Origin of the sequence: Pseudomonas sp. G.S.17, from assembly GCF_038096165.1 — a bacterium.
Taxonomy (GTDB): Bacteria; Pseudomonadota; Gammaproteobacteria; order Pseudomonadales; family Pseudomonadaceae; genus Aquipseudomonas.
Genome location: NZ_CP151076.1, coordinates 3112264 through 3135463, shown reverse-complemented (window position 1 = coordinate 3135463; position 23200 = coordinate 3112264). Strand labels below are relative to the sequence as shown.

The 23200-nt window shown below is 59.2% G+C and carries 19 protein-coding genes; 17 read left to right on the top strand and 2 right to left on the bottom strand.

Going from position 1 to position 23200, the window contains the following annotated elements:
- The first annotated feature begins 9 nt into the window (after positions 1-9).
- The 5 genes from sbnB to AABC73_RS14575 are packed head-to-tail and all read left to right on the top strand — an operon-like array spanning position 10 to position 6684.
- Positions 10-2019, top strand: a complete 2010-nt coding sequence (gene sbnB / locus AABC73_RS14595; RefSeq protein ID WP_341524245.1) for a 2,3-diaminopropionate biosynthesis protein SbnB — start codon at positions 10-12, stop codon at positions 2017-2019.
- A gap of 47 nt (positions 2020-2066) precedes the next feature.
- Positions 2067-3653 carry an FAD/NAD(P)-binding protein gene (locus tag AABC73_RS14590; protein WP_341524244.1) on the top strand — a complete coding sequence of 529 codons (1587 nt, stop codon included), beginning with the start codon at positions 2067-2069 and terminating at the stop codon, positions 3651-3653.
- 52 nt (positions 3654-3705) lie between these two features.
- The gene (locus AABC73_RS14585) at positions 3706-4338 is read left to right on the top strand and encodes a LysE family transporter (RefSeq protein WP_341519783.1); all 633 of its coding nucleotides are present in this window, start codon (positions 3706-3708) and stop codon (positions 4336-4338) included.
- 39 nt (positions 4339-4377) lie between these two features.
- Entirely contained in the window at positions 4378-5532 is a 1155-nt protein-coding gene (locus AABC73_RS14580) for an iron-containing alcohol dehydrogenase (RefSeq protein WP_341519782.1), read from the top strand.
- Between the two features lie 3 nt (positions 5533-5535).
- Positions 5536-6684 (top strand): serine hydrolase domain-containing protein, encoded by a 1149-nt coding sequence (locus tag AABC73_RS14575; protein WP_341519781.1) that lies wholly within the window; start codon positions 5536-5538, stop codon positions 6682-6684.
- 3 nt (positions 6685-6687) lie between these two features.
- Here AABC73_RS14575 and ftrA read toward each other — a convergent pair whose 3' ends face one another.
- Entirely contained in the window at positions 6688-7641 is a 954-nt protein-coding gene (gene ftrA / locus AABC73_RS14570) for a transcriptional regulator FtrA (RefSeq protein ID WP_341519780.1), read from the bottom strand.
- Between the two features lie 134 nt (positions 7642-7775).
- Here ftrA and AABC73_RS14565 point away from each other — a divergent pair, with 134 nt between their 5' ends.
- The 12 genes from AABC73_RS14565 (at position 7776) to nanR (ending at position 20589) form a co-directional block, all read left to right on the top strand.
- Positions 7776-8381: a DJ-1/PfpI family protein gene (locus tag AABC73_RS14565; RefSeq protein WP_341519779.1), complete on the top strand. Its 606-nt coding sequence runs from the start codon at positions 7776-7778 to the stop codon at positions 8379-8381.
- A 354-nt stretch (positions 8382-8735) separates the two neighbouring features.
- Positions 8736-8996 (top strand): LysR family transcriptional regulator, encoded by a 261-nt coding sequence (locus tag AABC73_RS14560; RefSeq protein WP_341519778.1) that lies wholly within the window; start codon positions 8736-8738, stop codon positions 8994-8996.
- A 35-nt stretch (positions 8997-9031) separates the two neighbouring features.
- Positions 9032-9592 carry a LysR substrate-binding domain-containing protein gene (locus AABC73_RS14555; protein WP_341519777.1) on the top strand — a complete coding sequence of 187 codons (561 nt, stop codon included), beginning with the start codon at positions 9032-9034 and terminating at the stop codon, positions 9590-9592.
- 105 nt (positions 9593-9697) lie between these two features.
- Positions 9698-11761: a maltose alpha-D-glucosyltransferase gene (treS, locus tag AABC73_RS14550; RefSeq protein WP_341519776.1), complete on the top strand. Its 2064-nt coding sequence runs from the start codon at positions 9698-9700 to the stop codon at positions 11759-11761.
- A gap of 141 nt (positions 11762-11902) precedes the next feature.
- Positions 11903-13168, top strand: a complete 1266-nt coding sequence (locus tag AABC73_RS14545; protein WP_341519775.1) for a HAMP domain-containing sensor histidine kinase — start codon at positions 11903-11905, stop codon at positions 13166-13168.
- Positions 13169-13677: 509 nt separating this feature from the next.
- The gene (locus AABC73_RS14540) at positions 13678-15027 is read left to right on the top strand and encodes an MFS transporter (protein WP_341519774.1); all 1350 of its coding nucleotides are present in this window, start codon (positions 13678-13680) and stop codon (positions 15025-15027) included.
- 11 nt (positions 15028-15038) lie between these two features.
- The gene (locus AABC73_RS14535) at positions 15039-16805 is read left to right on the top strand and encodes a dihydroxyacetone kinase family protein (protein ID WP_341524154.1); all 1767 of its coding nucleotides are present in this window, start codon (positions 15039-15041) and stop codon (positions 16803-16805) included.
- Positions 16798-17268 carry a ribose-5-phosphate isomerase gene (locus AABC73_RS14530; RefSeq protein ID WP_341524153.1) on the top strand — a complete coding sequence of 157 codons (471 nt, stop codon included), beginning with the start codon at positions 16798-16800 and terminating at the stop codon, positions 17266-17268. Before AABC73_RS14535 ends, AABC73_RS14530 begins: the two co-directional genes overlap by 8 nt.
- Positions 17265-18077 carry a triose-phosphate isomerase family protein gene (locus AABC73_RS14525; RefSeq protein WP_341524152.1) on the top strand — a complete coding sequence of 271 codons (813 nt, stop codon included), beginning with the start codon at positions 17265-17267 and terminating at the stop codon, positions 18075-18077. Before AABC73_RS14530 ends, AABC73_RS14525 begins: the two co-directional genes overlap by 4 nt.
- Positions 18062-18868, top strand: coding sequence for a sugar phosphate isomerase/epimerase family protein (locus AABC73_RS14520; RefSeq protein WP_341524151.1), 807 nt, complete (start codon positions 18062-18064; stop codon positions 18866-18868). The genes AABC73_RS14525 and AABC73_RS14520 overlap by 16 nt, the downstream gene beginning before the upstream one ends.
- Before the next feature lie 4 nt (positions 18869-18872).
- Positions 18873-19748, top strand: coding sequence for a phosphogluconate dehydrogenase C-terminal domain-containing protein (locus tag AABC73_RS14515; RefSeq protein WP_341524150.1), 876 nt, complete (start codon positions 18873-18875; stop codon positions 19746-19748).
- A gap of 148 nt (positions 19749-19896) precedes the next feature.
- A complete protein-coding gene (gene nanR / locus AABC73_RS14510; protein ID WP_341524149.1) occupies positions 19897-20589 on the top strand; it encodes a transcriptional regulator NanR in 693 nt (230 codons plus the stop codon).
- Between the two features lie 311 nt (positions 20590-20900).
- Here nanR and AABC73_RS14505 read toward each other — a convergent pair whose 3' ends face one another.
- Entirely contained in the window at positions 20901-22697 is a 1797-nt protein-coding gene (locus AABC73_RS14505) for a methyl-accepting chemotaxis protein (protein ID WP_341524148.1), read from the bottom strand.
- Positions 22698-23200: the final 503 nt, after the last annotated feature.

Below are 23200 nucleotides of genomic sequence, written 5' to 3'. Positions count from 1 at the left end.
GACGAAAGCATGTACGAAAACATTTCCGACATCGTTCACGACCAGGCTTTTCTCAAAGTCTCGGGGCTGGGCCAAACGTTTTTCCTCAAGATGGAATCGCTCAACCCGGCGGGCTCGATCAAGCTCAAGACCGCAGTCGGCCTCATCGATGATCTGCAGGGCAGGGGGCTGATCACGGCGGACACCCGGCTGATTGAATCTTCATCCGGCAACCTGGGCGTGGCGCTGGCGATGATCTGCGCCGAGCGTGGCATCAAGTTCACCTGTGTGGTCGACCCCAATAGTTCCGATCACAACATCCGCATGATGCGCTGTTATGGCGCCGACGTTATCCAGGTGGACGAGCCGGACGCCAATGGCGGGTTTCTCGGCACGCGCATCGCGCTGATCCGCAGCATGCTCAGCGCCGATCCCCAGCTGGTCTGGCTCAACCAATACGAAAACGCCGCCAATCCGCGCGTCCATGCGCGGACTACCGCGCGTTCCATTGCCCAGCGTTTCGGGCATGTCGACTATCTGTTCGTGGGCGCGGGCACCACCGGCACGCTGATGGGATGTGTGCAGTATTTCCAGAAGCATCACCCGACCACCACGATCATTGCCGTCGACAGCGTAGGCTCGGTGACGTTCGACACGCCGCCCAGCCGCCGTTTCATCCCCGGTCTGGGCACCAGTCAGCGACCGCCGATTTTCACTGCCGAAGGTATTGATTATCTGGAGATGGTTCCTGAAGCGCGCACCGTGGCCATGTGTCGGCTGTTGGCGCGCAACAAAGGGCTTTTGGTGGGCGGCTCTACGGCGACGGTGATCTGCGCCGTGCACGCCTGGCGCGAACGAATCGAGTCGGGCGCAGTGGTGGTGGCTTTGTCGCCGGATTGGGGCGAACGCTATCTCGACACCCTGTATGACGATCAATGGGTCGAACAGCGCTTTGGCAAAGACGTGTTGCAGATGAAGCTGGATGACCTGCACATCGAGCCCGGCTGGACCACTGACCTGCGTGCAGCGCGCATCAAGCAGGCAGCGTTCCATGCGGTGGACGGCAAAGTGGTTGCGCAGATTCTGGCGGCTGATCCTTGCGCCTGCATCGCTGATGTCGAACGCGCTTACCTGGAACACGAAGCCGGGCGCTCGATCAACCCGGACAGCTACTTCTTGCGGTTCCCCGAGGCACCGGCGAATCGGATCATTGCCTTGCCCGCCAGCGTCTCGGGCACCCAGCCGGTCAGTGGTATCAAGTGGATTTCCAGTTTCCCCGGCAATCTCGACTCCGGCCTGCAGCGGGCGTCAGCGGTACTCATCCTCAATCGGCCGGACACCGGTTACGCCTACGCCTGCCTTGAAGCCTCGCGCATCAGCGCAATGCGCACGGCCGCTTCGGCCGTATTGGCGGCGCGCTGGCTGAACCGGCAACAACGTAAAGTCGGTCGTCTGGCCATCGTCGGCGCCGGGTTTATCTCCCGGACCATTCTTGACCTGTTCGTCAGCGATGGCTGGGATATCGGCACTGTGCAGGTTTGCGATCTGCACGCGGAATCGGCGGAGGCGCTGTTGCTGCATGTCACCGCGCAGCATCAATTACCCGCCCAGCGCGTCGAACTGCAAGAGGCCTTGCTCGCCGACATCGTGCTGTTCGCGACCACCGCGCCAACGCCTTATGTGCTACAGCACAGGTTTCGCCCGGAGCAGCTGGTGCTCAACATTTCCCTGCGTGATCTTGGGCCAGACGTCATTGCCCAGGCCAATAACGTTCTGGATGACATCGAACACTGCCTCAAGGCCCAGACCTCGCCGCACCTGGCCGTGCAGCAGTATGAGGACCGTTCCTTCATCACTGGCACCCTGGCGCAATTGATGCTCGGCCAGGTGGAACTCAGCCCTGATCGGCCGACGATTTTTTCGCCATTTGGCCTTGGCGTGCTTGATCTGGCGGTGGGAAAACGGGTCTACGACACGGCCATCGCCCAGGGCAAGGCACTGCCGGTTGCGGACTTCTTCTTTGAGTCGAACCGCTGGTGAGCGGTCTGCATGCAGTGCGCAGCGCCCAGCGTGTGGCGATCGTCGGCATGGGTTCCCGAGGCCTGAGCATCCTGGAGCAGCTGATTGGACTGGCGCGGAGAAATCCCGACCGGCAATGGGTGATCGAGGTGTTCGATCCGCAGACACCCGGCAGCGGGCTGCATCTGCCAGAGCAAGCGGATTACCTGATGCTCAACACCATGGCTGGACAGATTTCTGCGTTCTCCGCCGCGTTTCCCGCATGGATGCCGGATGAGCCCGCCGGCCTGACATTCCTGCAATGGTGCTTGGCTCAAGACGTGGGACTTGACGAGCGCGGGCACCTCGACGCGGAGGGCAGACCTGTGGAGTTTGGCGACTTCGCCCCGCGTCGCTTGCTCGGGCGCTATTTGCGCGACAGCTACCGCTACCTGCTGAAGTTATGTCCGGCCCATGTCCAGGTGCGCCATTACCCGCAATCAGTAGTCGGCTGCTGCCCGAGCGCAGGGGAGTCTGGCTTTCAGCTGAGCGGTAGCGGCGGACAACAAATGGCTGTCGATGGCGTGTTCTTGACCACCGGCCATGCGCCGCACCAGTTTGAGTCGGTGACGGAAAAGCACGTTGCTATCGAAGGCCTCGGCCTGACGGCGATGGACACCCTGGCAGAGCTGACCCAAGGACGCGGCGGGCGCTATGTCCGGGACAACAGCGTCAGCGGCTGGCGGTATCAGCCCTCAGGGCGCGAGCCACAGATCTATCTTTTCTCACGCAGCGGCCTGCCGTTTCATGCACGGCCGCAATGGCGGCCCGATCAACCTGCGCCTGAACCAGCAAGGTTTTTTACCCCCGCGGCGATCCGCTCCTTGAGACGGGAAAGCGTCGATGGGCGTCTGGATTTTGTCAGGCAAGTGCTGCCCTTGATCAAAGACGAAATGCGTGCGAGGTGTGGATCGTTCGATCCCAACGTCCATTTGCCCATCGGGCACTGGCAAGGCGAGCCTGCCGCTTATGAGCAATGGTTTCGCCAGTGGATCGAAGCCGATCTGCTGCGCAGTCGTCAAGGCAGGGGCGCGAATCCGCTGACGCAAGCGCTGGAAGTGTGGCGCGATTGTCGCGATGTATTGCGCCTGGCAATCGATCACAACGGGCTGACTGACGCCTCGATCCAAGGGTTTTATAGCCTGTGGGCGGCGCTTGGCAATCGACTGGTGGGCGGTCCGCAGCAGGAACGCTACGAAGATTTGCTGGCGCTGATGGACGCCGGGATCGTCAAGGTGCTGGCGCCCATGCAAATCCATGGGCCGGGTATTCAGGTCGATAGGGTGATCAAGGCGCGGACTGCACACAGCGGCTTGTCAGGCAGCCGCTCTGCGTTGCTCGATGACTTGCTCAAGCAAGGATTGGTGCGCCCAGCCCACCCGTATCCGGCCGACGGCATCGAAGTCGACCGGCAAAACCGTGCGGTAGGCAGCGACGGCAAGGTCCAGCCGCGGCTGTGGGTTCTGGGACCTGCCGTGGAGGGCAGCACGTTCTACAACCATTACGTGCCGACGCCCGATCCTGCGTGCCGCGCATTGCTGCAAGCGCGCGCCGCCGTTGACTCGTGCTTCGCTGCATTGGAGGTCGACCTCGCCTTCGAACAGTTCACCACCTGACTGAATTCCCGAACCGCAATCACCTTAAACACTACTCAAAAGGATCATCTCTATGTCCGAGATCACTTTGCTGACGGCGCTCGCCGGCGCTTTCATTGTCTTGATTATCAGTCCTGGCCCGAACTTTCTGGTCATCACCCAACTGTCCTTCAGTCAGTCCCGGCAACAGGGGATCTGCGCCGGGCTTGGCGTTGCCTCGGGCAGCATCATCTGGGCACTGCTGGCGGCAACCGGTCTGGGCCTGATGTTTCAGCAATTGCCCTGGCTGCAACCGGCCTTGCAACTGCTGGGCGGCGTTTATCTGACCTGGCTGGGCAGCAAAAGCCTGCGCAATGCCGGCAGCCAGCCCGCACCGCGCAACATTGCCGCGCTGGGTATCGGCAGCCTGCGCCGGGCCTATCACTTCGGGCTGCTGACCAACCTCACCAATCCCAAGGCGCTGGCGTTTTACACCAGTGTGTTCACCACCGTTACCACGCCGGGCCTGCCGATGTGGGTGCGCACGGCCGGGGTATCGATCATCGCCGTGCTGGCGATTTCCTGGTTTGTCTTGCTGGCGACGCTGTTCTCGATTCCGGCGGTGCAACAGCGTTATCAGCGCATGAAAAAGGCCATCGACATCATTACCGGTCTGTTCATGATCGCGTTTGGTCTGCGCCTGCTGCTCGGTTTATTGCCTGCCTGATTCAAGCGACTTCATTCAACCGATTCAAGGATTGCAACCATGCACAGTAATGACTGGAATTACCCGACCTCCATCCGCGTCGGCGCGGGGCGGGTCAGCGAACTGGCCCAGGCGTGCCAGAGCATCGGCATGCACCGGCCGCTGCTGGTCACCGACCGGTTTTTGGGGGGCACCGACATGATTCAGAGCGCGCTGGCTGAATGCCGGGCCACCCTGGGTGATTGCGGCTTTTTCGATCAGGTCAAAGGCAACCCGACCGGACGCAACGTTGCCGACGGTTTGGCGGTTTATCAGGCTGGCGCTTATGACGGCGTCATTGCATTTGGCGGCGGATCAGCGCTGGATGCCGCCAAGGCCATTGCCTTGATGTCGGGGCAGAGCCGGCCACTGTGGGATTTCGAGGACATTGGCCAGAACCACTTGCGCGCCGATCCAGCGGGTATCGCGCCGATCATTGCCTTGCCGACCACGGCAGGCACCGGTTCTGAGGTGGGCCGAGCGTCGGTGATCACTGATGAAGAGGCGCGGGTCAAACGCACCATCCTGCATAGCCGGATGATGCCGAGGATTGCGATTCTCGATGCCAATCTGACCCTGGGCTTGCCCAAACACCTTACGGCCGCGACTGGCATCGATGCCTTGACGCATTGCATGGAAGCTTATTGCTCGCCGGTTTATCACCCCATGGCCGAGGCCGTGGCGGTCAAAGGCATGCAGCTGATCAAGCAGTTCCTGCCGCTGGCGGTCACGGATGGCACAGACCTGCATGCCCGCCAGGAAATGCTCGTGGCTTCAAGCCTTGGCGCAGTGGCATTCCAGCGCGGTTTGGGCGGCGTGCATGCCATCGCCCAGACCTTGGGCGCGCTGTACGATCAGCATCACGGCCTGCTCAATGCGATCCTGCTGCCTTATGTATTGCGGGCCAATCAAACCGCGCTCGGCCCGCAGATGCAGGCGCTGTCCATTGCGCTGGGTTTGCCCGGATCGGGATTTACCGCTGTGCTGGATTGGGTTCTGGCCTTACGCGAACAGATTGGCATCCCCCATACCTTGAGTGCACTGGGCATTGATGATCGCGACGCAGAGCTGGTTGGACGTATGGCCTTTGCGGATGGCTGTTCGCACACCAATCCGATACGGCATTCGGCGCAGACTTATGCCGGGATTTTTTGTCGTGCTGTCGCGGGCGACTGATCCATGCCGATGATCGACACTGCGAGGGTCAAGCGACTGGCCGGGGTCTGGCAAGAGTTTGTCGAATCGGGACGCCTCGTTGGCGGGATGTTACTGGTCGCCGAGCGGGGCGAACTGCGCTTCGCTTCGGCGCGGGGCTGGGCGGACCGGGAAAACCGGCGACGGGTGACGCCAGACACGCAGTTTCGCCTGGCGTCACTGACCAAACTGCTGACCTCGGTGCTGGCGTTGCGGCTCTGTGAACTGGGGCGATTGTCGCTGGACGAGCCGATTACACGCTGGCTTGCGGACTTCCGACCACGCTTGGCCGATGGCGCAGAAGCGACCATCACCTTGCGTCACCTGCTGTCGCACACGGCGGGCTTGTCATACGGATTTGAGCAGCCCGTCGGTAACGCCTATGAGCGGGCAGGGGTGTCGGATGGCCTGGATCACGCGGGCTTTGACCTGCAACACAATCTGACCCGTCTGGCTGACGTGCCATTGTTGGTCAAACCCGGCGAAGCCTGGGGTTATTCCCTGGCGACGGATGTGGTCGGCGCGATTATCGAGCAGGCCAGCGGCGTGTCACTCCCGCAAGCCATTGAACACTGGGTGACGCAGCCGTTGGCGATGCATGCGACCGGGTTCGTTGCGACCGACAATCAATCGTTGGCTGTTGCTTATCGGGATTCCGCTCGTGAGCCGCTGCGAATCGGCCGCGCTGATGTCCTCGAACTCGAGAATGGCGAAGCCCGGCTGTCAGCAACGCGCGTGGCTGATCCGCAGGCTTATCCATCCGGAGGAGCGGGCTTGATCGGTACGGCCGGAGATTACCTGAAGTTGCTGGAATGCCTGCGGGAAGGCGGCGCGCCGTTGTTGAGTCCGGCCAGTACCGCAAGCTTGTTGAGCAATGCCATTGGCGACCTGCCGATCAGCAACCGGGGTCCAGGCTGGAAGTTTGGTCTGGGTCCGATGGTGCTGACCGATCCGGGGCTGGCACGACACAAGCAGGGGCCTGGAACCTGGTCGTGGTGCGGATTATACGGCTGTCATTATTGGGTCGATCCGGTCGCAGGTATCAGTCTGACCGCACTGACCAATACCGCTGTGACCGGCGCCTGGGGCTGGTTTGCCGATGCACTTGTCAATGCGTTGTACGACGAAGGATAAACCTCAGACCCTGGCGAATTGCTTGCGATAGCTGCTGGGACTGACGCCAACCAGGTTGCGAAAGTGGCGACGAAACGATTCTTCGGAGCCGAAACCGGCAACGTCCACCAATTCGGCCAAACGCATGTTGGAAGATTCCAGCAGCTCTCTGGCATAGGCGATTCGCTCACCCAGAATCCAGTCGTACGGTGTCAAACCGGTGCTTTCCATAAAGGTTCGGTGCAGCGTGCGCGTGCTGATGGCTGCCCGGTCCGCCATTTCCTTGATGCTGTGGGCGTGTTTGAGATCGCCGCGAATCCAGTCCATCAGGTTCGATATCGGCCCGTCGCTGGCCGACACCAACTGGCGTGACGCATATTGCGACTGTCCGCCTTCGCGATGGGGTGGAATCACCATGCGCTGCGCGACCATGTTGGCCACCCGGGCACCGTGATCGGTGCGCACCAGGTGCAACATCATGTCCAGCCCCGCCGCCGACCCAGCCGCCGTAACGATCTGGCCTTGATCGACATACAGCTCATTGGGCTGGATGGTCAGCTCGGGATACATGCTGGCCAGCATGTCGGTATAGCGCCAGTGGGTAGTGACTCGTTTTCCTTCCAGCAATCCGGCCGCTGCCAGCACGAACGCGCCAGTGCAGATCGAACAGATCCGCGCGCCCCGCGCATGGGCGGCCTGCAATTGAGCGATCAACTTGGGCGGTACTTCGCAGTCCACGCCACGCCAGCCCGGCACGATGATGGTATCGGCGTTTTCCAGCAGCACTTCGCCGGGCGTTGGCACGATGGTGATGCCCCCGGCAGCCGTGATCGCGCCTTCATCCACCGAGTAGGTGGCGAACTCATACCAGGTCACGCCCAGTTCGGGCCTTTTCAAGGCAAACACTTCGACCGTGCAGCCAAATTCGAAGGTGCACAGCTGGTTATAGATAAGCGCGACGACAAGATGATTTTTCATGGCGCGATGTTACCGGATATTGGCATTTCCGACAGTAGTTCAGTGCAAATGGACTGGTTAACCTGAGCGCTGCAATCAGGCCAGAACCTGACCCTTTGACCAAGGTCGCGCAAGCCGCCCGGGAGTCCTTTTCCGTGACAATCAACATCGGTATCTACGTCTACGACGACGTTGAAGTCCTCGACTTCGCAGGCCCTTACGAAGTATTCACCACCGCCGCCCGCATGCACCAGCGCAACAGCCGCGACGAACGTCCGCTGTTCACGGTTTTTACCATCGGCCGTACCTTGTCGTCGGTCCGCGCCCGGGCCGGTTTGAAGGTCGATCCGGATTACACCATCAATGATCACCCGGTCATGGATTGCCTGGTGGTACCGGGCGGGGTGATCACCTCCGAACTGGATAAACCTGACGTGATCCGCTGGATCAGCGGCCAGGCCGTGCCGGAGCGGGTGATCGCAGCCGTCTGCACCGGCGCATTCCTGGTGGCCAAGACTGGCAAACTGGCTGGCAAGCAGGTCACCACGCATTGGGAAGACATCAACGACCTCAAGGAAATGTTCCCGGCCGTGGATGTGCTGAGCACGTTGCGTTGGGTTGATGAAGGCGCGTTCGTGACCTCTGCCGGCATTTCGGCCGGTATCGACATGAGCCTGCACATGGTCGAGCGCCTGCACAGCCGCGAGTTGGCGGAGCGTACCGCCTTGCAGCTGGACTTCGACTGGACTGAAAACGACTGATGGGTTCAGTCATTGATCCACGAGGCTGACAGGGACCGCCAGCCTGTGGATTGACCGGGAAAACCTCACCTGATGAATTCATAAGCTCCGATCCGCGTTACGTTTCCCACCGTTTTTTCGGAAAGTGCCGGTCTGAATGCGTGCCGCCGCTGACAGTCGTACCGCGTTCGCCGCGTTATCAATGGCTCTGGTACGGAGCAAGCAGCGCGCAAGTCTCTCCTGATGAACCCCCGAGCTGCCGAAACAAAGCCAGTCCGCCGTTGCTTTTGGGTGGTGCCTGGCGGCTGGAAACGTGACCTGCGCCTCGTGCAATCGCGCCCGCGCCAACCATCGCTCACGCCAGAGTTCAGGAAAATGAAAACCCACTTCTTCAAAGTCGTTCAGACCGTCGCCGTGCAGGGCTCTTTTTCGGAGGCCGCCGCTGTCCTGGGTTGCAGCCAATCGAACATCAGTTATGCCATCAAGGAAGTCGAGGCGTTCTTCAACAAGCGTCTGTTTGTACGCAGCCGTACCGGCTGCACGCTGACGCCGGATGGACAAGTGATCACGCGTACTCTGGAAATGATGCTGGCAACCCTTGAGCAACTAAAAAAAATGAGATCAATGGTCGCGTAACTGTCCACTATTTCACTCACATTCAAGAAACCGCGTTGGCGGCGTGCATCGCATCGCTCGGCAAACTCCACCCGCAAGTTTCCCTGTCCGCAGTGCATGGCAGCGAGCAAAACCCCTCGCTGGATAATCTGAAACGGGACGTGGCGGACATCGTGATCATGCCGAGTACGGCGCTCGACGATCATTATCTGGAACACCTGCACTGGGCGGACACCTATATGTTGGTGACGGCAAACCACCCACCCGGCATTCAGCCGACGTTTACTCAGCTGGCGGAAACCGTGCGTTATGTGGCCTGGCGGCATGCGGGTGTCGAGGCGCTGCACCATCAGCTGAATAGTGCCCAGGTCCGTCTCAGCCATCGTGGCGAACTCAGTTGCGTGGAAACGCTGCTGGATCTGGTCAAGAAAGGGCATTGCATGTCGATCCTGCCTCGCACACTGCTGCCGCTCAATGACGGCAGTTTTGCTTGCATGCAACTGCCCGTGACAGTCGAGCGGCGGATCAGCGTGATTGCCCGGCCAGTCTCGCTGATGTCCAACGCCGCCAACGCGGTTCTCGACGCGCTGAGGCAAGCCACGCGCCCCGCAGACTGAAAACTAAAATGCAACGTTTGGCGCCAGCGAGGCTCATAGCAATAGGTATTTAGAAGCAGAATCGCAGTTTCGGCGCGGTTCACTTGAAGCGGATGATCGGAATTTATGACCACACCGGACAAGCAATACGTGGATTGGCTGGTAGAGCAATCGATGCTGAACGCGGCAAAACAACGGGCCAAATTGTATTCGGGGCAGGGCAGGCTTTGGCAGCGCCCCTTCGCCGAGGCCCGGCCGCGCGACGCTTCAGCCATCGCCTCTGTATGGTTCACCGCCTATCCGGCGTCCATTGTCACCCGCGAAGGTGGTTCCGTTCTGGAAGCCTTGGGTGATGAAACCCTGTGGCACGCGCTGTCCGAAATCGGCATTCAGGGCATCCATAACGGCCCGCTGAAAACCTCTGGCGGCCTGCAAGGGCGCCAGCGTACGCCCAGCATCGACGGTAACTTCGACCGCATCAGCTTCGGCATCGACCCGGACCTGGGCACCGAAGCGCAGTTGTTGAATCTCAGCCGTATTGCTGCTGCGCACAACGCAGTGATGATCGATGACGTGATTCCTTCGCATACCGGCAAGGGCGCGGATTTCCGCCTTGCGGAAATGGCCTATGAGGATTACCCCGGCCTTTACCATATGGTGGAGATTCGCGAGGAAGACTGGCACTTGCTGCCGGATATTCCAGCTGGTCGCGATGCGGTCAATCTGATGCCTGAAGTCGTTGATCAGCTGAAAGACAAGCACTACATCGTCGGCCAGTTGCAGCGGGTGATCTTCTTCGAACCCGGCGTCAAAGAGACCGACTGGAGTGCGACCAGCATCGTCCAGGGCGTGGATGGCAAGGCGCGACGCTGGGTGTATCTGCATTATTTCAAGGACGGCCAGCCTTCACTGAACTGGCTCGACCCAAGCTTTACCGCACAGCAAATGATCATCGGCGATGCCTTGCATGCCATCGATGTCATGGGCGCGCGGGTACTGCGTCTGGACGCCAACGGCTTTCTGGGCGTGGAGCGCAAGGCCGAGGGCAATGCCTGGTCGGAAAGCCATCCGCTGTCCATCACCGGCAATCAGTTGCTGGCCGGTGCGATTCGCAAGGCGGGCGGTTTCAGCTTCCAGGAGTTGAACCTGACGCTGGATGACATCGCCTCGATGTCCCACGGCGGCGCGGATCTGTCCTACGACTTCATCACGCGCCCGGCCTATCAGCACGCATTGCTCACCGGCAATACCGAGTTTCTGCGGCTGATGCTGCGTCAGGTGCATGCATTTGGCATTGACCCGGCGTCGCTGATTCATGCGTTGCAAAACCATGATGAACTGACCCTGGAACTGGTGCATTTCTGGACGTTGCATGCCCATGACACCTATCACTACCAAGGCCAGACCTTCCCCGGCAACATCCTGCGCGAGCACATTCGCGAAGAGATGTACGAACGCCTCACCGGCGAGCACGCGCCGTACAACCTGAAGTTCGTCACCAATGGCGTGGCGTGCACCACGGCAAGCATCATTACCGCCGCGCTGGGCATTCGCGATCTGGATACGATCACCGACGCGGACATTCTGAAGATCCAGCACATTCACCTGCTTCTGGTGATGTTCAACGCCATGCAACCGGGTGTCTTTGCCTTGTCCGGCTGGGATCTGGTGGGTGCGCTGACGCTGCCAGCCGAGCAGGTTCAGCACCTGATGCAGGATGGCGATACGCGCTGGATCCATCGCGGCGCCTATGACCTGGTCGATCTGGACCCTGAAGCGGAGTTTTCCGCTGGCAACATGCCGCGTCCGAAGACGCTGTATGGCAGCCTTGTCGATCAGCTCAAGCGGCCGGACTCGTTCGCTTCACAGCTGAAGAAAATCCTCTCCGTGCGCCGCGCCTACGACATCGCGGCAAGCAAGCAGATCCTGATTCCGGATGTGCAGCATCCTGGCTTGCTGATCATGGTCCACGAACTGCCGGCCGGGAAAGGTACGCAAATTACCGCGCTGAACTTCAGTTCCGAGCCCATCGTCGAGACATTGCATCTGACTGACGTAGCGCCGGGCCCCGTGGTAGACATCATCAACGAGCGGGTCGAAGGCGATTTGACCGAGCAAGGCGAGTTCACCATCACACTGGACGCTTATGAAGGTCTGGCATTGCGCGTGGTCAGCGCGCTACCCATCTAAAGTGCGGCTGCAACGCGGTTTCAGTGATCACTGAACCGCGTTTGCCTGCGACCCCTCACGCGTTGACGAAAAAACGACATTCCCCCTCTGATAATGCGCGCCTGTCTTGTGTCCAAGCGGCATGCATTGATCGGAAATTTCATGGATATCAAACACAGTCTCAAACAGCGAATCGTGATTGTATTCACGCTGATGAGCACACTGGTGGCTGTCGTCTTTGCCGCTGGCATTGTTGTCACGGTTCATTTTGTCGAGAAAAAACTCACCGTTTTATCTCTCGGCGGCGATCTGCATCGCCTGTTGGTCATGGAGGATGCTGCCAATTGGAGTCATCGTCCGGACAAAAATTCGCGGTTCTACGTTGAGGGCGGGGCAGGTGATCTGGCCATGGCCGATGACCTCAAACAGCTGACGCCAGGTTTCCACACCTTTGTGCGAGGCAAAAAGTCCTATTACGCCATGGTCGATTCGGTCGACGGGCGCAGTTACGTATTGCTGCGCGACCAGCGCAGTAGCGTGAAGCGCGAACGAATCCTTTTCGGCGTGGTGTTCGTGGGCTTTGTGCTCAGCGTTTTGTTGGCATTGCTGCTCGGGCGTCTGCTCGCACAACGAGTCATGGCACCGGTCGTCAAGCTGGCTGGCCAGGTGCGCCATCGGGATCAGATACTGGAGCTGGCGCCGTCGCTGGCACCTGAATATGCCAAGGACGAGGTCGGCGAACTGGCGGTTTCCTTTGATGAAACCCTGGGACGACTGCGCGCCGCGCTGGGCCGCGAAAAGCTGTTCACCAGCGATGTCAGCCATGAATTGCGCACGCCATTGATGGTGCTGGCCAGCTCCTGCGAGCTGCTCCTGGAAAACCCCAATCTGGACCCGCGCTCACACGCCCAGGTGACCCGTATTGCGCGCGCCAGCGAAGGCATGCGGCAGCTTGTGGAAACCTTTCTGTTGTTGGCGCGAATCGAGAGCGATCAAGCCGGACGCGGGCCGCGCGCCACTGTTAAAGCGACCGCCGATGAGCTGGTGGACATATGGCGCAAACCCATTGAAGAAAAGGGCATTGTCCTGCGCTACGAGCCCGGTGAACCTTTGCCTGACCTGTACAACGCGACGTTGCTGCATTCGGTCATGAGCAATCTGCTGCGCAATGCCTGGCATTACACGGACGAGGGCTTCATTTGCCTGACGCTGGACCCACAGGGTTTCAGCGTTCAAGACAGTGGCATTGGCATTCCGGAAGAGAAACAACAGGCTATGTTCCAGCCGTTCGTGCGCGGCGATGAACAACGCGGAGAAGGCCTCGGGCTGGGTCTTTCCCTGGTGCAACGCATCTGCGCTCATCAAGGCTGGAGCGTGACGCTGCACAGCCGGGTTCCCCACGGTTGCTGCTTCGACGTGCGGCTTTGAGCGCACCCGGTTAGAGCGGGGCTTGTACTTTCGATCGAGTTCGAGCCTGAAAAATCGGCTTCGCGGGCAAGCCTCGCTCCAACGGGCTGATACCTGCTGAAATCCAATTCGTTGGAGCGACGCTTGCCCGCAAAGAACGATGACGCGGTGGATCTGACACTAACGAGGGGTCTGATTCACGGGCGAAACTTACAACCGTGCCAGCGCCGTCCGAAAAACCAGCAGAAAATCACTTCTGGATGAAAGATCAATCGCAGCCGCGAAGGCTCAAGCTCGCGGCTTGTAGTGTTGCGCTTGCCAGACAATTCAAAATTGTCCAGTCGTCATACCATCATCCCAGTATACAAATGAAAAAACCCATGCTAAAAATTCAGCCAGGTCAGATCGCATCGTTGCGCAGCTGACCCAGGTTTGGAGGCTGCCTTATAGCGTCCATAATAAGAAATCATCTCATCACATAAGCCTTGAACCGCGCTTGCGACAGGCCGTAGATGAGCCGGAGAAATGACATGCCCACGGTCTCCGCATCTCCCAGTATCGAGAAATCAGCTATCCGCAAAATCTCACTGCGACTGGTTCCTTTTGTTGCTTTGATGTTCTTCATTAACTTCCTCGACCGCACCGCAATTTCCTTCGCCGGTCCCAACGGCATGACCCAGGATCTGGGGCTGACCATTGCCCAGTTCGGCCTGGCATCCGGGATCTTTTTCATCGGTTACATCCTGCTGGAAGTGCCGAGCAACCTGGCATTGCACAAGTTCGGCGCACGCAAGTGGCTGGCCCGGATCATGGTGTCCTGGGGCGTGGTGTCGCTGTTGTTCACCTGGGTCAGCAGTCTGGAAGGGCTGTACACGCTGCGCTTCCTGCTGGGGATTGCCGAAGCCGGTTTCTTTCCGGGCGCGATCCTGTTTTTAAGTCTGTGGGTGCCTTCACGCTATCGCAGCAAGATTCTGGCGCTGTTCTATCTCGCCCAACCGTTGACCGTGGTGATCGGCGCGCCGCTGGCAGCCTGGTTGATCGGTCACGACGGCTTGTTCGGCCTGGCGGGCTGGCGCGTGATGTTCCTTGGCGTATCGCTGCCAGCGATTCTGGTCGGGTTCATTGCCTGGTTCTATCTGGTTGATCGTCCGGCCGAGGCCAAGTGGCTGAACGCAGAAGAGAAGAAATGGCTGGTGGCTGAGCTGGAAATCGAACAGCAGCAAACCCAGGCCAACTCCAGTCATCTCAGCGTCGGCCGCGCCATGCTCAATGGTCGGGTGTGGGTGCTGTGTTTCATCTACTTCGGTTTTATCTACGGCCTGTATGCACTCGCGTTTTTCCTGCCGACCATCATCGGCGGCTTCCAGGCTCAGTTTGGCACCACTTTCACCGTGTTGCAGAAAGGCCTGATCACCGCGATTCCCTATCTGCCGGCAGCCGTTGTCTTGTACCTCTGGTCCCGCGACGCAACACGCCGCGGTTGCCGCACCTGGCATATCGCGCTGCCAGCGTTGACCGGTGCCGTCAGCATTCCCCTGGCACTGGCGATGGGTTCGCCAACCGCCACGGTGGCCGTCGTGACCATCACGGCCTGCTCGATTTTCGCCGCGCTGCCTAACTTCTGGACGTTGCCTACGCAGTTTCTGACCGGTGCATCGGCCGCTGCCGCAGTGGCTTTGATCAATACCGTGGGCAACGTTGCCGGGTTCTCGGCCGGCTTTATCACCGGCGCGCTCAAGGAATCGACCGGAAGTTACACCGTGCCGATGTTCGTGGTCGGCGGTTTGATGCTCATGTCTGCGGTGCTGATGGTCGCCCTGGGCAGCCAGCGTCGCTTATCGGTCGATGGGCTGACGCCTGCACGTCCAGCGCAGCAATAAGGAGACTCCCAATGACTCGTTTATTCAATCAGCCTTCTGCGTTTGCCGGCGAGCTTGTCGAAGGGTTTGTTGCCGCTCACGCGAGCATGGTGCGCCAGGTTCCTGGAGGCGTAGTGCGCAATACTCGCAGCACTGAAGGTTGCGTGGCTGTCGTCATTGGTGGCGGCTCAGGCCACTATCCGGCGTTCGCCGGGCTGGTCGGGCAAGGCCTGGCTCACGCCGCAGTCATGGGCAATCTATTCGCATCACCTTCGGCACAACAGATTTACGGCGTCGCCAAACTTGCTCAGCGTGGCGGGGGTGTTTTGCTCGGCTATGGCAACTATGCCGGAGATGTCCTGCATTTTGGCCTGGCCAAGGACCGGCTTAACGCCGAAGGCATTCCCTGCGAAGTCATCGCGGTCACCGACGATATCTCCAGCGCGGCAGTTGACGAGATTCACAAAAGACGCGGCATCGCCGGAGATCTGGTGGTTTTCAAGGCGGCCAGTGCGGCGGCAGAAGCAGGTTATGAGTTCAGCGACGTGGTGCGCGTCGCGCGGCATGCCAACGAGAGAACCCGCTCGCTGGGCGTAGCCTTCTCCGGCTGCACCTTGCCTGGCGCGGAACATCCGCTATTCGAAGTGCCCATCGGCAAGATGGCGTTGGGCATGGGCATTCATGGTGAGCCTGGCATCGATGAGGGCCCGGTGCCAACGGCTGATGAACTGGCTGAATTGCTGGTCGGTTCGTTGCTCAAGGAGTTGCCTGTCGGCATCACTCAACCTCAAGGCCAGCGAGTCGCGGTCATTCTCAATGGGTTGGGCAGCGTCAAGTACGAAGAACTGTTTGTGGTCTACCGGCGTGTGGCGCAGTTGCTGGCAAACGTCGGCCTGACGGTGATCGAGCCCGAAGTGGGCGAACTGGTCACCAGTTTCGACATGGCCGGGGTCTCGCTGACCCTGTGCTGGCTCGACGAAGAACTGGAACGTTTTTGGCGCGCGCCTACCTCAACACCGGCTTACCGCAAGGGCAGTCTGCAAATCGCCGAAGCTTTGAATGAACTCGACCTGCAACCCATCGAGCAGCAGATCATTCCCCAGGCCAGTGCCAGGTCCAGGCGTTCGGCACGCTGCGTGGTGCAAGTGCTGGAAATCGCCAGGCACACGGTCTTGACCCACGTCGAGGAGTTAGGCCGCATCGATGCCGTAGCCGGTGATGGCGACCATGGCATCGGCATGCAGCGTGGCGTGAGTGCTGCGGTTGCCAAGGCCCACGAAGTCCTGGAACTGGGCGCCGGCGCAGGGACTGTCATGCGTTTTGCCGCCGATGCCTGGGCGGACAAGGCGGGCGGGACGTCCGGGGCGATCTGGGGCGTTGCACTGACTGCATTGGGGAATTCCTTGGGTGACGTGCGCAGCCCGGATGCGGCAACGGTCGCCGAAGGAATCCGCAAGGCCAGCGAAGGCATCATGCATTTCGGCAAAGCCCGGGTTGGCGACAAGACCCTGGTCGACGTCCTCGTGCCGTTCTCTCAATCGCTGGTGGATTCTGCAGCGCAGGGCCTGGAACTGCCGGAAGCCTGGAGCATTGCAGCCATCGTTGCCGAACAAGCCGCCGCCGCTACCGCGCAATTGCGCCCCAGGATCGGTCGCGCCCGGCCGCTGGCAGAAAAAAGCCTGGGCACTGTGGACGCCGGCGCGTTTTCCCTTTCCCTGATTATCAATGCGATCAAGCCGGCAATGCTGGCTGGCGCGCCTGCCGCTTCCAGCCGCATCAAGGAGACAGTCCATGAGTGACAAACTACGAATCGTGATCGGCTGTGACGATGCCGGTTTTGAGTACAAAGAAGCCCTCAAGCGTGATTTGCTCGCCAATCCGCTGGTGGAATTGATCAAGGATGTCGGCGTCGACAGCCAAAGCCATACGTCCTATCCATTGGTTGCCATCGCCGCAGCAGAGATGGTCGCTGCTGGCGATGCGGACAGGGCGCTGTTGATCTGCGGCACCGGTCTGGGTGTTGCCATCGCCGCGAACAAGGTGCACGGAGTCCGCGCAGTGACCGCCCACGACAGTTTTTCCGTCGAACGCGCCATCTTGAGCAATAACGCTCAGGTGCTGACCTTCGGCCAGCGTGTCATCGGCCTGGAACTCGCGCGCCGCTTGCTCAAAGAATGGCTGACCTACCGCTTCGACGAGGGCTCGGCCTCTGCGCAGAAAGTGCAGACGTTGAACGAATACGAGCGAGTCAGCGCCCGATGAACGCGCCCATCGTCACGCTGGGCGTCAGCCTGAAGATGTATTTCGGCTTCCAGCAAACCTTGCAATGGAGCCGATCCATCGCGGCGCTGCTGGAGCGAGAGACGAGCATCCGCAATGGCGAGGTCCAGGTGTTTGTGATCCCCAGCTTCCCGATGCTGGCTCCAGCCCTGGAAATATTTGAAGGCCTGGCCCTGGTCGGCGCCCAGAATCTGTTTTGGGCAGACGAGGGCGCTTACACCGGGGAAGTCAGCCCCAAAGTACTCAAGGAGATGGGCTGCAACGTGGTGGAAATCGGCCATGCCGAGCGCCGCCGATATTTTGCCGAAACCGACCAGCAGATTGCCGACAAAACCGCAGCGGCCTGGCGCAATGGCTTGACTCCGGTGTTGTGCATCGGCGAAGACCGCCAAAGTCTGCCCGCCGAGGCCGCCAGACTGTGCGCGCAACAACTGACTGCGGCTTTGGACCGTGCCCATGGCGCCGGCCTGTCGGGTGATTTGATCGTTGCTTATGAACCCCAGTGGGCGATTGGTGCGGCGCAACCTGCATCGCCGCAGTACATCAGCGCAGTGTGCGCGGCGCTGCGTCAGCACTGCATTGATACCGGCCTGCAAAATACCCGGGTGATTTATGGCGGCAGCGCCGGGCCCGGTCTGCTGACGCAGCTCGGTGCTCACGTGGATGGCCTGTTCCTCGGCCGCTTTGCCCATGAACCCGATGCCTTTGCAGCGATTCTCGGTGAAGCGCGGTCGCTGGCGCAGTCCCGTCGGGTATTGATAGAGGAGGGCGCCCAATGGCAATCGGCCTGAGCACTTATTCGTTCTTTTGGCGCGCCAGCGAGCGGGTGCCCAATCCGCTCGATCTACCCGCGATGCTGCAACACACCGCAGCGCTGGGCGTGAGTGTTTTCCAGATCTGCGACTACAAAGGGCTGGAAGCTTTTTCGGTCACTCAACTGCGTGACCTGAAGCAGCAAGCCGACGCGCTTGGCCTGACCCTGGAGCTGGGCACGCGCGGCCTGGAAACCGCCCATCTGCGCAAATACCTTGAATACGCAGCGATTCTCGATGTTCGTCTGCTGCGCAGCATGTTCAACAGCAACACCAGCAAGCCGACGCCTGATCAGGCTTTCGCGCTGTTGGAGGCGATCATGCCGGCGTTTGTCGAGCAGGACGTCAAGCTGGCCCTGGAAACCTACGAACAGGTTCCGACCCGCACCATTCTCGATGCGATCGAACGCGTTGACAGCCCGTGGCTAGGCATTTGCCTCGACCCTGGCAACTGCGTTGCGGCGCTTGAGCATCCGACCCAGGTCATCGACATGACGGCCAAGCGGGTGCTGAACCTGCACGTGAAGGATTTCAGTTTTTCCCGGCGCGACGGTTGGGTCGGTTTCACCTTTGCCGGCTGCCCGATGGGCGAGGGCTTGCTGGACTACGACTACATGAAAGCCAGGGTTCGGCCCAACGAACGACAGATCAATCAGATCATCGAGCACTGGCTTCCCTGGGAGCAGGATGCGGCGTCTACATGCGCGCTCGAAGATCAATGGACTCGACACAACCTGAACTATCTAAATACAAAACAGAGTGAGGAGTGACCCCATGACATACGAACTCAAAAAAATCGCCATTGTTGGCGCTGGCGGCAAGATGGGCATGCGTATTTCCGCCAATCTGCAGACCAGTCATTACAGCGTGACTTACTGCGAGAATTCTCCCCGAGCGCAAGAACAAATCGTGGCGGCAGGACGCGAACTTTCCGCCACCAATGAAGTGGTGCCGCAAGCCGACGTGGTGATCCTTGCCGTTCCGGATATAGCCCTTGAGGCAGTCTCCGCGCAAATCGTGCCGCAGATGAAAAGCGGTGCAATTTTGCTGACCCTTGATCCAGCTGCTTCTTATGCAGGCTTGTTGGCCCAACGGGAAAACATCCACCAAGCCGTAGCGCATCCCTGCCATCCTTCGGTATTTCTGGAGCGCACCACCAAGGAAGAACATGCCGATGCCTTCGGCGGCAATGCCGCTGTGCAGGATGTTTGCGCGGCATTCGAGAGCGGCAATGATAAACAGCGTTCGGAATTGGCCAATATCATCGCTGTCATGTACGGGCCGGTCGGTGTCGTGCATTGGGTGACGGTAAAACAACTGGCGTATCTCGAACCCACTCTGGTGGAGACCGTCGCCTGTATGGTCGGCACCTTCATGAAAGAAGCGCTGGATGAAACCATCAACCGTATCGGCGTGCCCGAAGCCGCTGCAAAAGCCATGCTTTACGGGCATATCCAGATTGCCCTGGCCGTCGCATTTCGCAGCACCAATCCGTTTTCCGATGCGTGCATGATTGCCATCGACTACGGCCGCGAAAAGATCATCAAACCCGACTGGAAAAGCATTTTTGATGAGGAAGAACTGGACCTTATCATCGCGCGCATGCTGAAAATCGATGCCGTGCGCAAGGTCAAAGCTGACGCGGCTTGATCCAGTCAGTCAGGTGCAACACCACTCGGCCCGATGTCAGCTTGTGTGGGGCCGGGTGGTGATTGACTGCAATGCTGTGCTCAAGGCTGGCTTATAATGGTGGCCGTCGTGTCTACCGTAATGCCTTTGCCTGGAGCTACTTTTCGCAATGCCCGAGATAAAAAAGCGCCTGATCCAACGCAAGAAGCTCTCCGATGTGGTCTTTGAGCAGCTGCTTAGCCTGATCGAGGAAGACAATCTTCAGCCTGGCGATCAAATGCCCGCCGAGCGAGAACTCATGGAGACGTTCGGGGTAGGGCGCCCGGTCGTTCGCGAAGCCATGCAGCGTCTGGCGGGCATGGGCATGATCACCATCCAGCATGGCGAGCGGGCCAAAGTCGGGCAGGTCGACATGCACTCGATGATCGGCCAGATTGATCTCGCGGCCCGCCATTTATTGTCGAGCTCGGCCTCCAATGTCGACCATCTTCGTCAGGCCCGGACATTTTTTGAGACCGGCCTGGTCAAGATTGCCGCCCAGAAAGCCTCGCCAGCGGATATTGCGCGTCTGGAAGCCATTGTCGCGAACATGCACAAATTCCAGGACAGCCCAGACTTCATTACCATCGACATGGAGTTCCACGGTGAAATCGCGCGTATTTCAGGCAATCCCATCTATTCGGCAATCTCTCGCGCCATTCTTGAATGGATGGCTGACTATCGCCAGGAAATGCTGAGGGCCAAGGCTCGCGAACTGACCATCGCTGAACATGAGGAAATTCTCAAGTTCATCAAACAAGGCGATGCCAGCGGTGCCGAACGGGCGATGCATGACCATTTGGTGACGCACGTCGGCGATTGAGGCCAGTAACGTGACACGTGTAAATACCGTGTTGATCCTCACGCAACCCGTACAGACTGTGTGAAAACTACTGCAGGCTGGGCGACCTTCGGCGCTACGCACACAATACTGCGTTAAAAACAGGCGGAAAATGCTCATTTAGAACACCTAGACTCCGCTTTTCCGCCTGTTTTTGCCTTGTCTTGCCTTCGCTCGTCACGTTTTCACACAGTCTGCGTAGGACCGGCTTTAGCCGGGAGGAGGCCGATACATTCGCAGCAGTTGCGTTGTCAGACCTTTCGCCCTCCCGGCTAAAGCCAGTCTTACGCCTTTTATTCCGCCAGCAACACCGCCGCATCAAAGCCCATGCGCAGGTTGCCCCAATGGCGGCCGTCGAAGAAGAACGGCACGTCGATCTCGGTCATGATTTCCCCTGTGTCGCGCAGGTAAGTCTGGAGCAGGAAGCGCTGTACATTCCCCGCTGCACGCAGGCCGATAGGGTCGCTGAACATCCGTTTGTTACGGCAGACGGGCAGGTCGACAGTGCGGTCGCCGGTTGGCGGTTTCGAAACCCAGCTGTTGTTGACCGGGCAATAGCCCTTGTTGTCGACGATGAACGACACCTTGCCACCTTTTGTGCCCTTGGTCAGCTTGTCGCATTCTTCCTGACACGCCTGCGCGAAGCGTTCGGTGTAGCTGGTCATGTACTGCTTGGGATCCGTGTTGGGGATCAGTTTATAGCTCTGGTCGAACAGATTGAGTCCTTCGCGTTGCATTACCGCCAAGCGCAGCTGAAGGGTATCGCGGCATTCGCTTGCCCGGGTAATCGCCGCATCCAGCGCGCCATGGCCCAGGACAAATTTGCCGAGCATCGTCTGCACCCGTTCGGCGACGCCTAACAGGTCGCGGGTCGCCGTGGCTGAAAGCACCATGCGTTGATCAATGGACTGGCTGTCGGCGTAGATCCGGGTGACGCGCTCGTTGATGCCGGTATTGCTCTCGGCGAACTGCTGAATGTGTTCGGCGATGTCGGCAAGCTTGCCGTTGGTGGACTCGAAGTCGCCGATCATGGTCTCGAAATGACCAGAGGCGCGCTCGACGACCTTGCGGGTTTCCCGGGCGCTATGGCTGATGTGTGCGGTTTGCTCATGGGTGGAGCCGACTTCCAGCAGCATGGCGTCGATGTTCTGCGAGATATCGTCAGTGGCCTTGCTGACGTTCTGCGCCAGCGTACGCACTTCATCCGCCACAACCGCGAAGCCGCGTCCGCTTTCACCTGCACGTGCGGCTTCAATCGCAGCGTTAAGCGCCAACAGATTGGTTTGCGAGGAAATCTTCTGGATCAGGCCAACGATGGATTTGATGCTCGATGAACGCTGGTTCAATGCAGAAACGAGGGTACTGAATTCGTTGAGGTTGTTGGAAATCTCACTGATGTTGCCGGTGACTTCCAGCAGTTCGGCATAGGAGTTGCGGGCCATGCTCAGGTTCTGTGCCGTGGTGCTGGAGATCCCTTGAGTCTGTTGCGAAACCTCCTGAATATTGCCCACCGCCATGTTGCTTTGGTCCATCACTTCCTTGGCGAAGCGTGCCTGATGGGTCGCGCTGTCGCTGGAATCGCTGATGTTCTTCAAGGAACGAGCCGACTCGACGGCAATTTGCACAGTCAGGGCCTGGATGGTACTGATGATTTCCCGTTGTTTGCCCAGAAAGCGATTACAGGTGCTCGCCAGTCCGCGAATTTCGTCATGGGTCAGCAGCGGCAGATCTTTGGACAGGTCGCCGCTGCCGCTGGCAATTTCTTCAAGGACCTTGGTCATATGCGTGACCGGACGCACGATCAGGTGGCGGAAATACCAGACCAGGAAGCTGACCATGCACAGCGTGAACAATGTGCTGAACAGGATCGCGTTGCTGAGCGAGCTCAAGCTGTCTTCAATCTGGCCCAGCACGGTCGCATCCAGCTGCGAGGTGTGCAGTTGTTGAACGATATCGGCACGAATGCTCAAGGCTACCCAGTAGAGCAGACCACTGACGACGACAAGCAGGAAAAGGCTTGAGAGTTTTTTGGTGAGTGAATCGAAACATTGCATTTCGATGGACTCATACAAAGCCTTGAACATCCGCATCCCGCTGCTCCTTCGCAAGGTTATAAAAACCATTCTTCAATGGGTAGTCGTCGACCGCAAAGGGCAAAGCTTTAATCTAAGCTGCTGGCGCACGCTCCATCCTGGAAACGTTTACCGACCACTGCGTCACCAAGTTGAAACAAATCTACCTGAAAAGTGATCGTTAATCGCACGCTTTATCAGCTCCAGGCCTCAAATCCCTATTTGGATGTTGACCGTATTAACCAGTTAGTACATTTTTAACCCCACACCTGGATTGTCATCGCCAGGAAAACAACAATAAATGATAGAGGCCCTCCCATGCAGCAGACCTTGCTCGCTGTTCATCTTCCCCATTCTCCTCTGCGTTCTACCACGCCACCCGTTCCGCGCGGTCGCCGTTCGCCCGCAGTTTTGTTTTAACGCAGCCATAAGGCACAGGGCATCTACGGGAGTCAGACCTGTTTTTGCCTTTGCGGCGTCGCTTTAAGCATTTCGGTTTCGGGGCATTTTCGAGGTAGGCA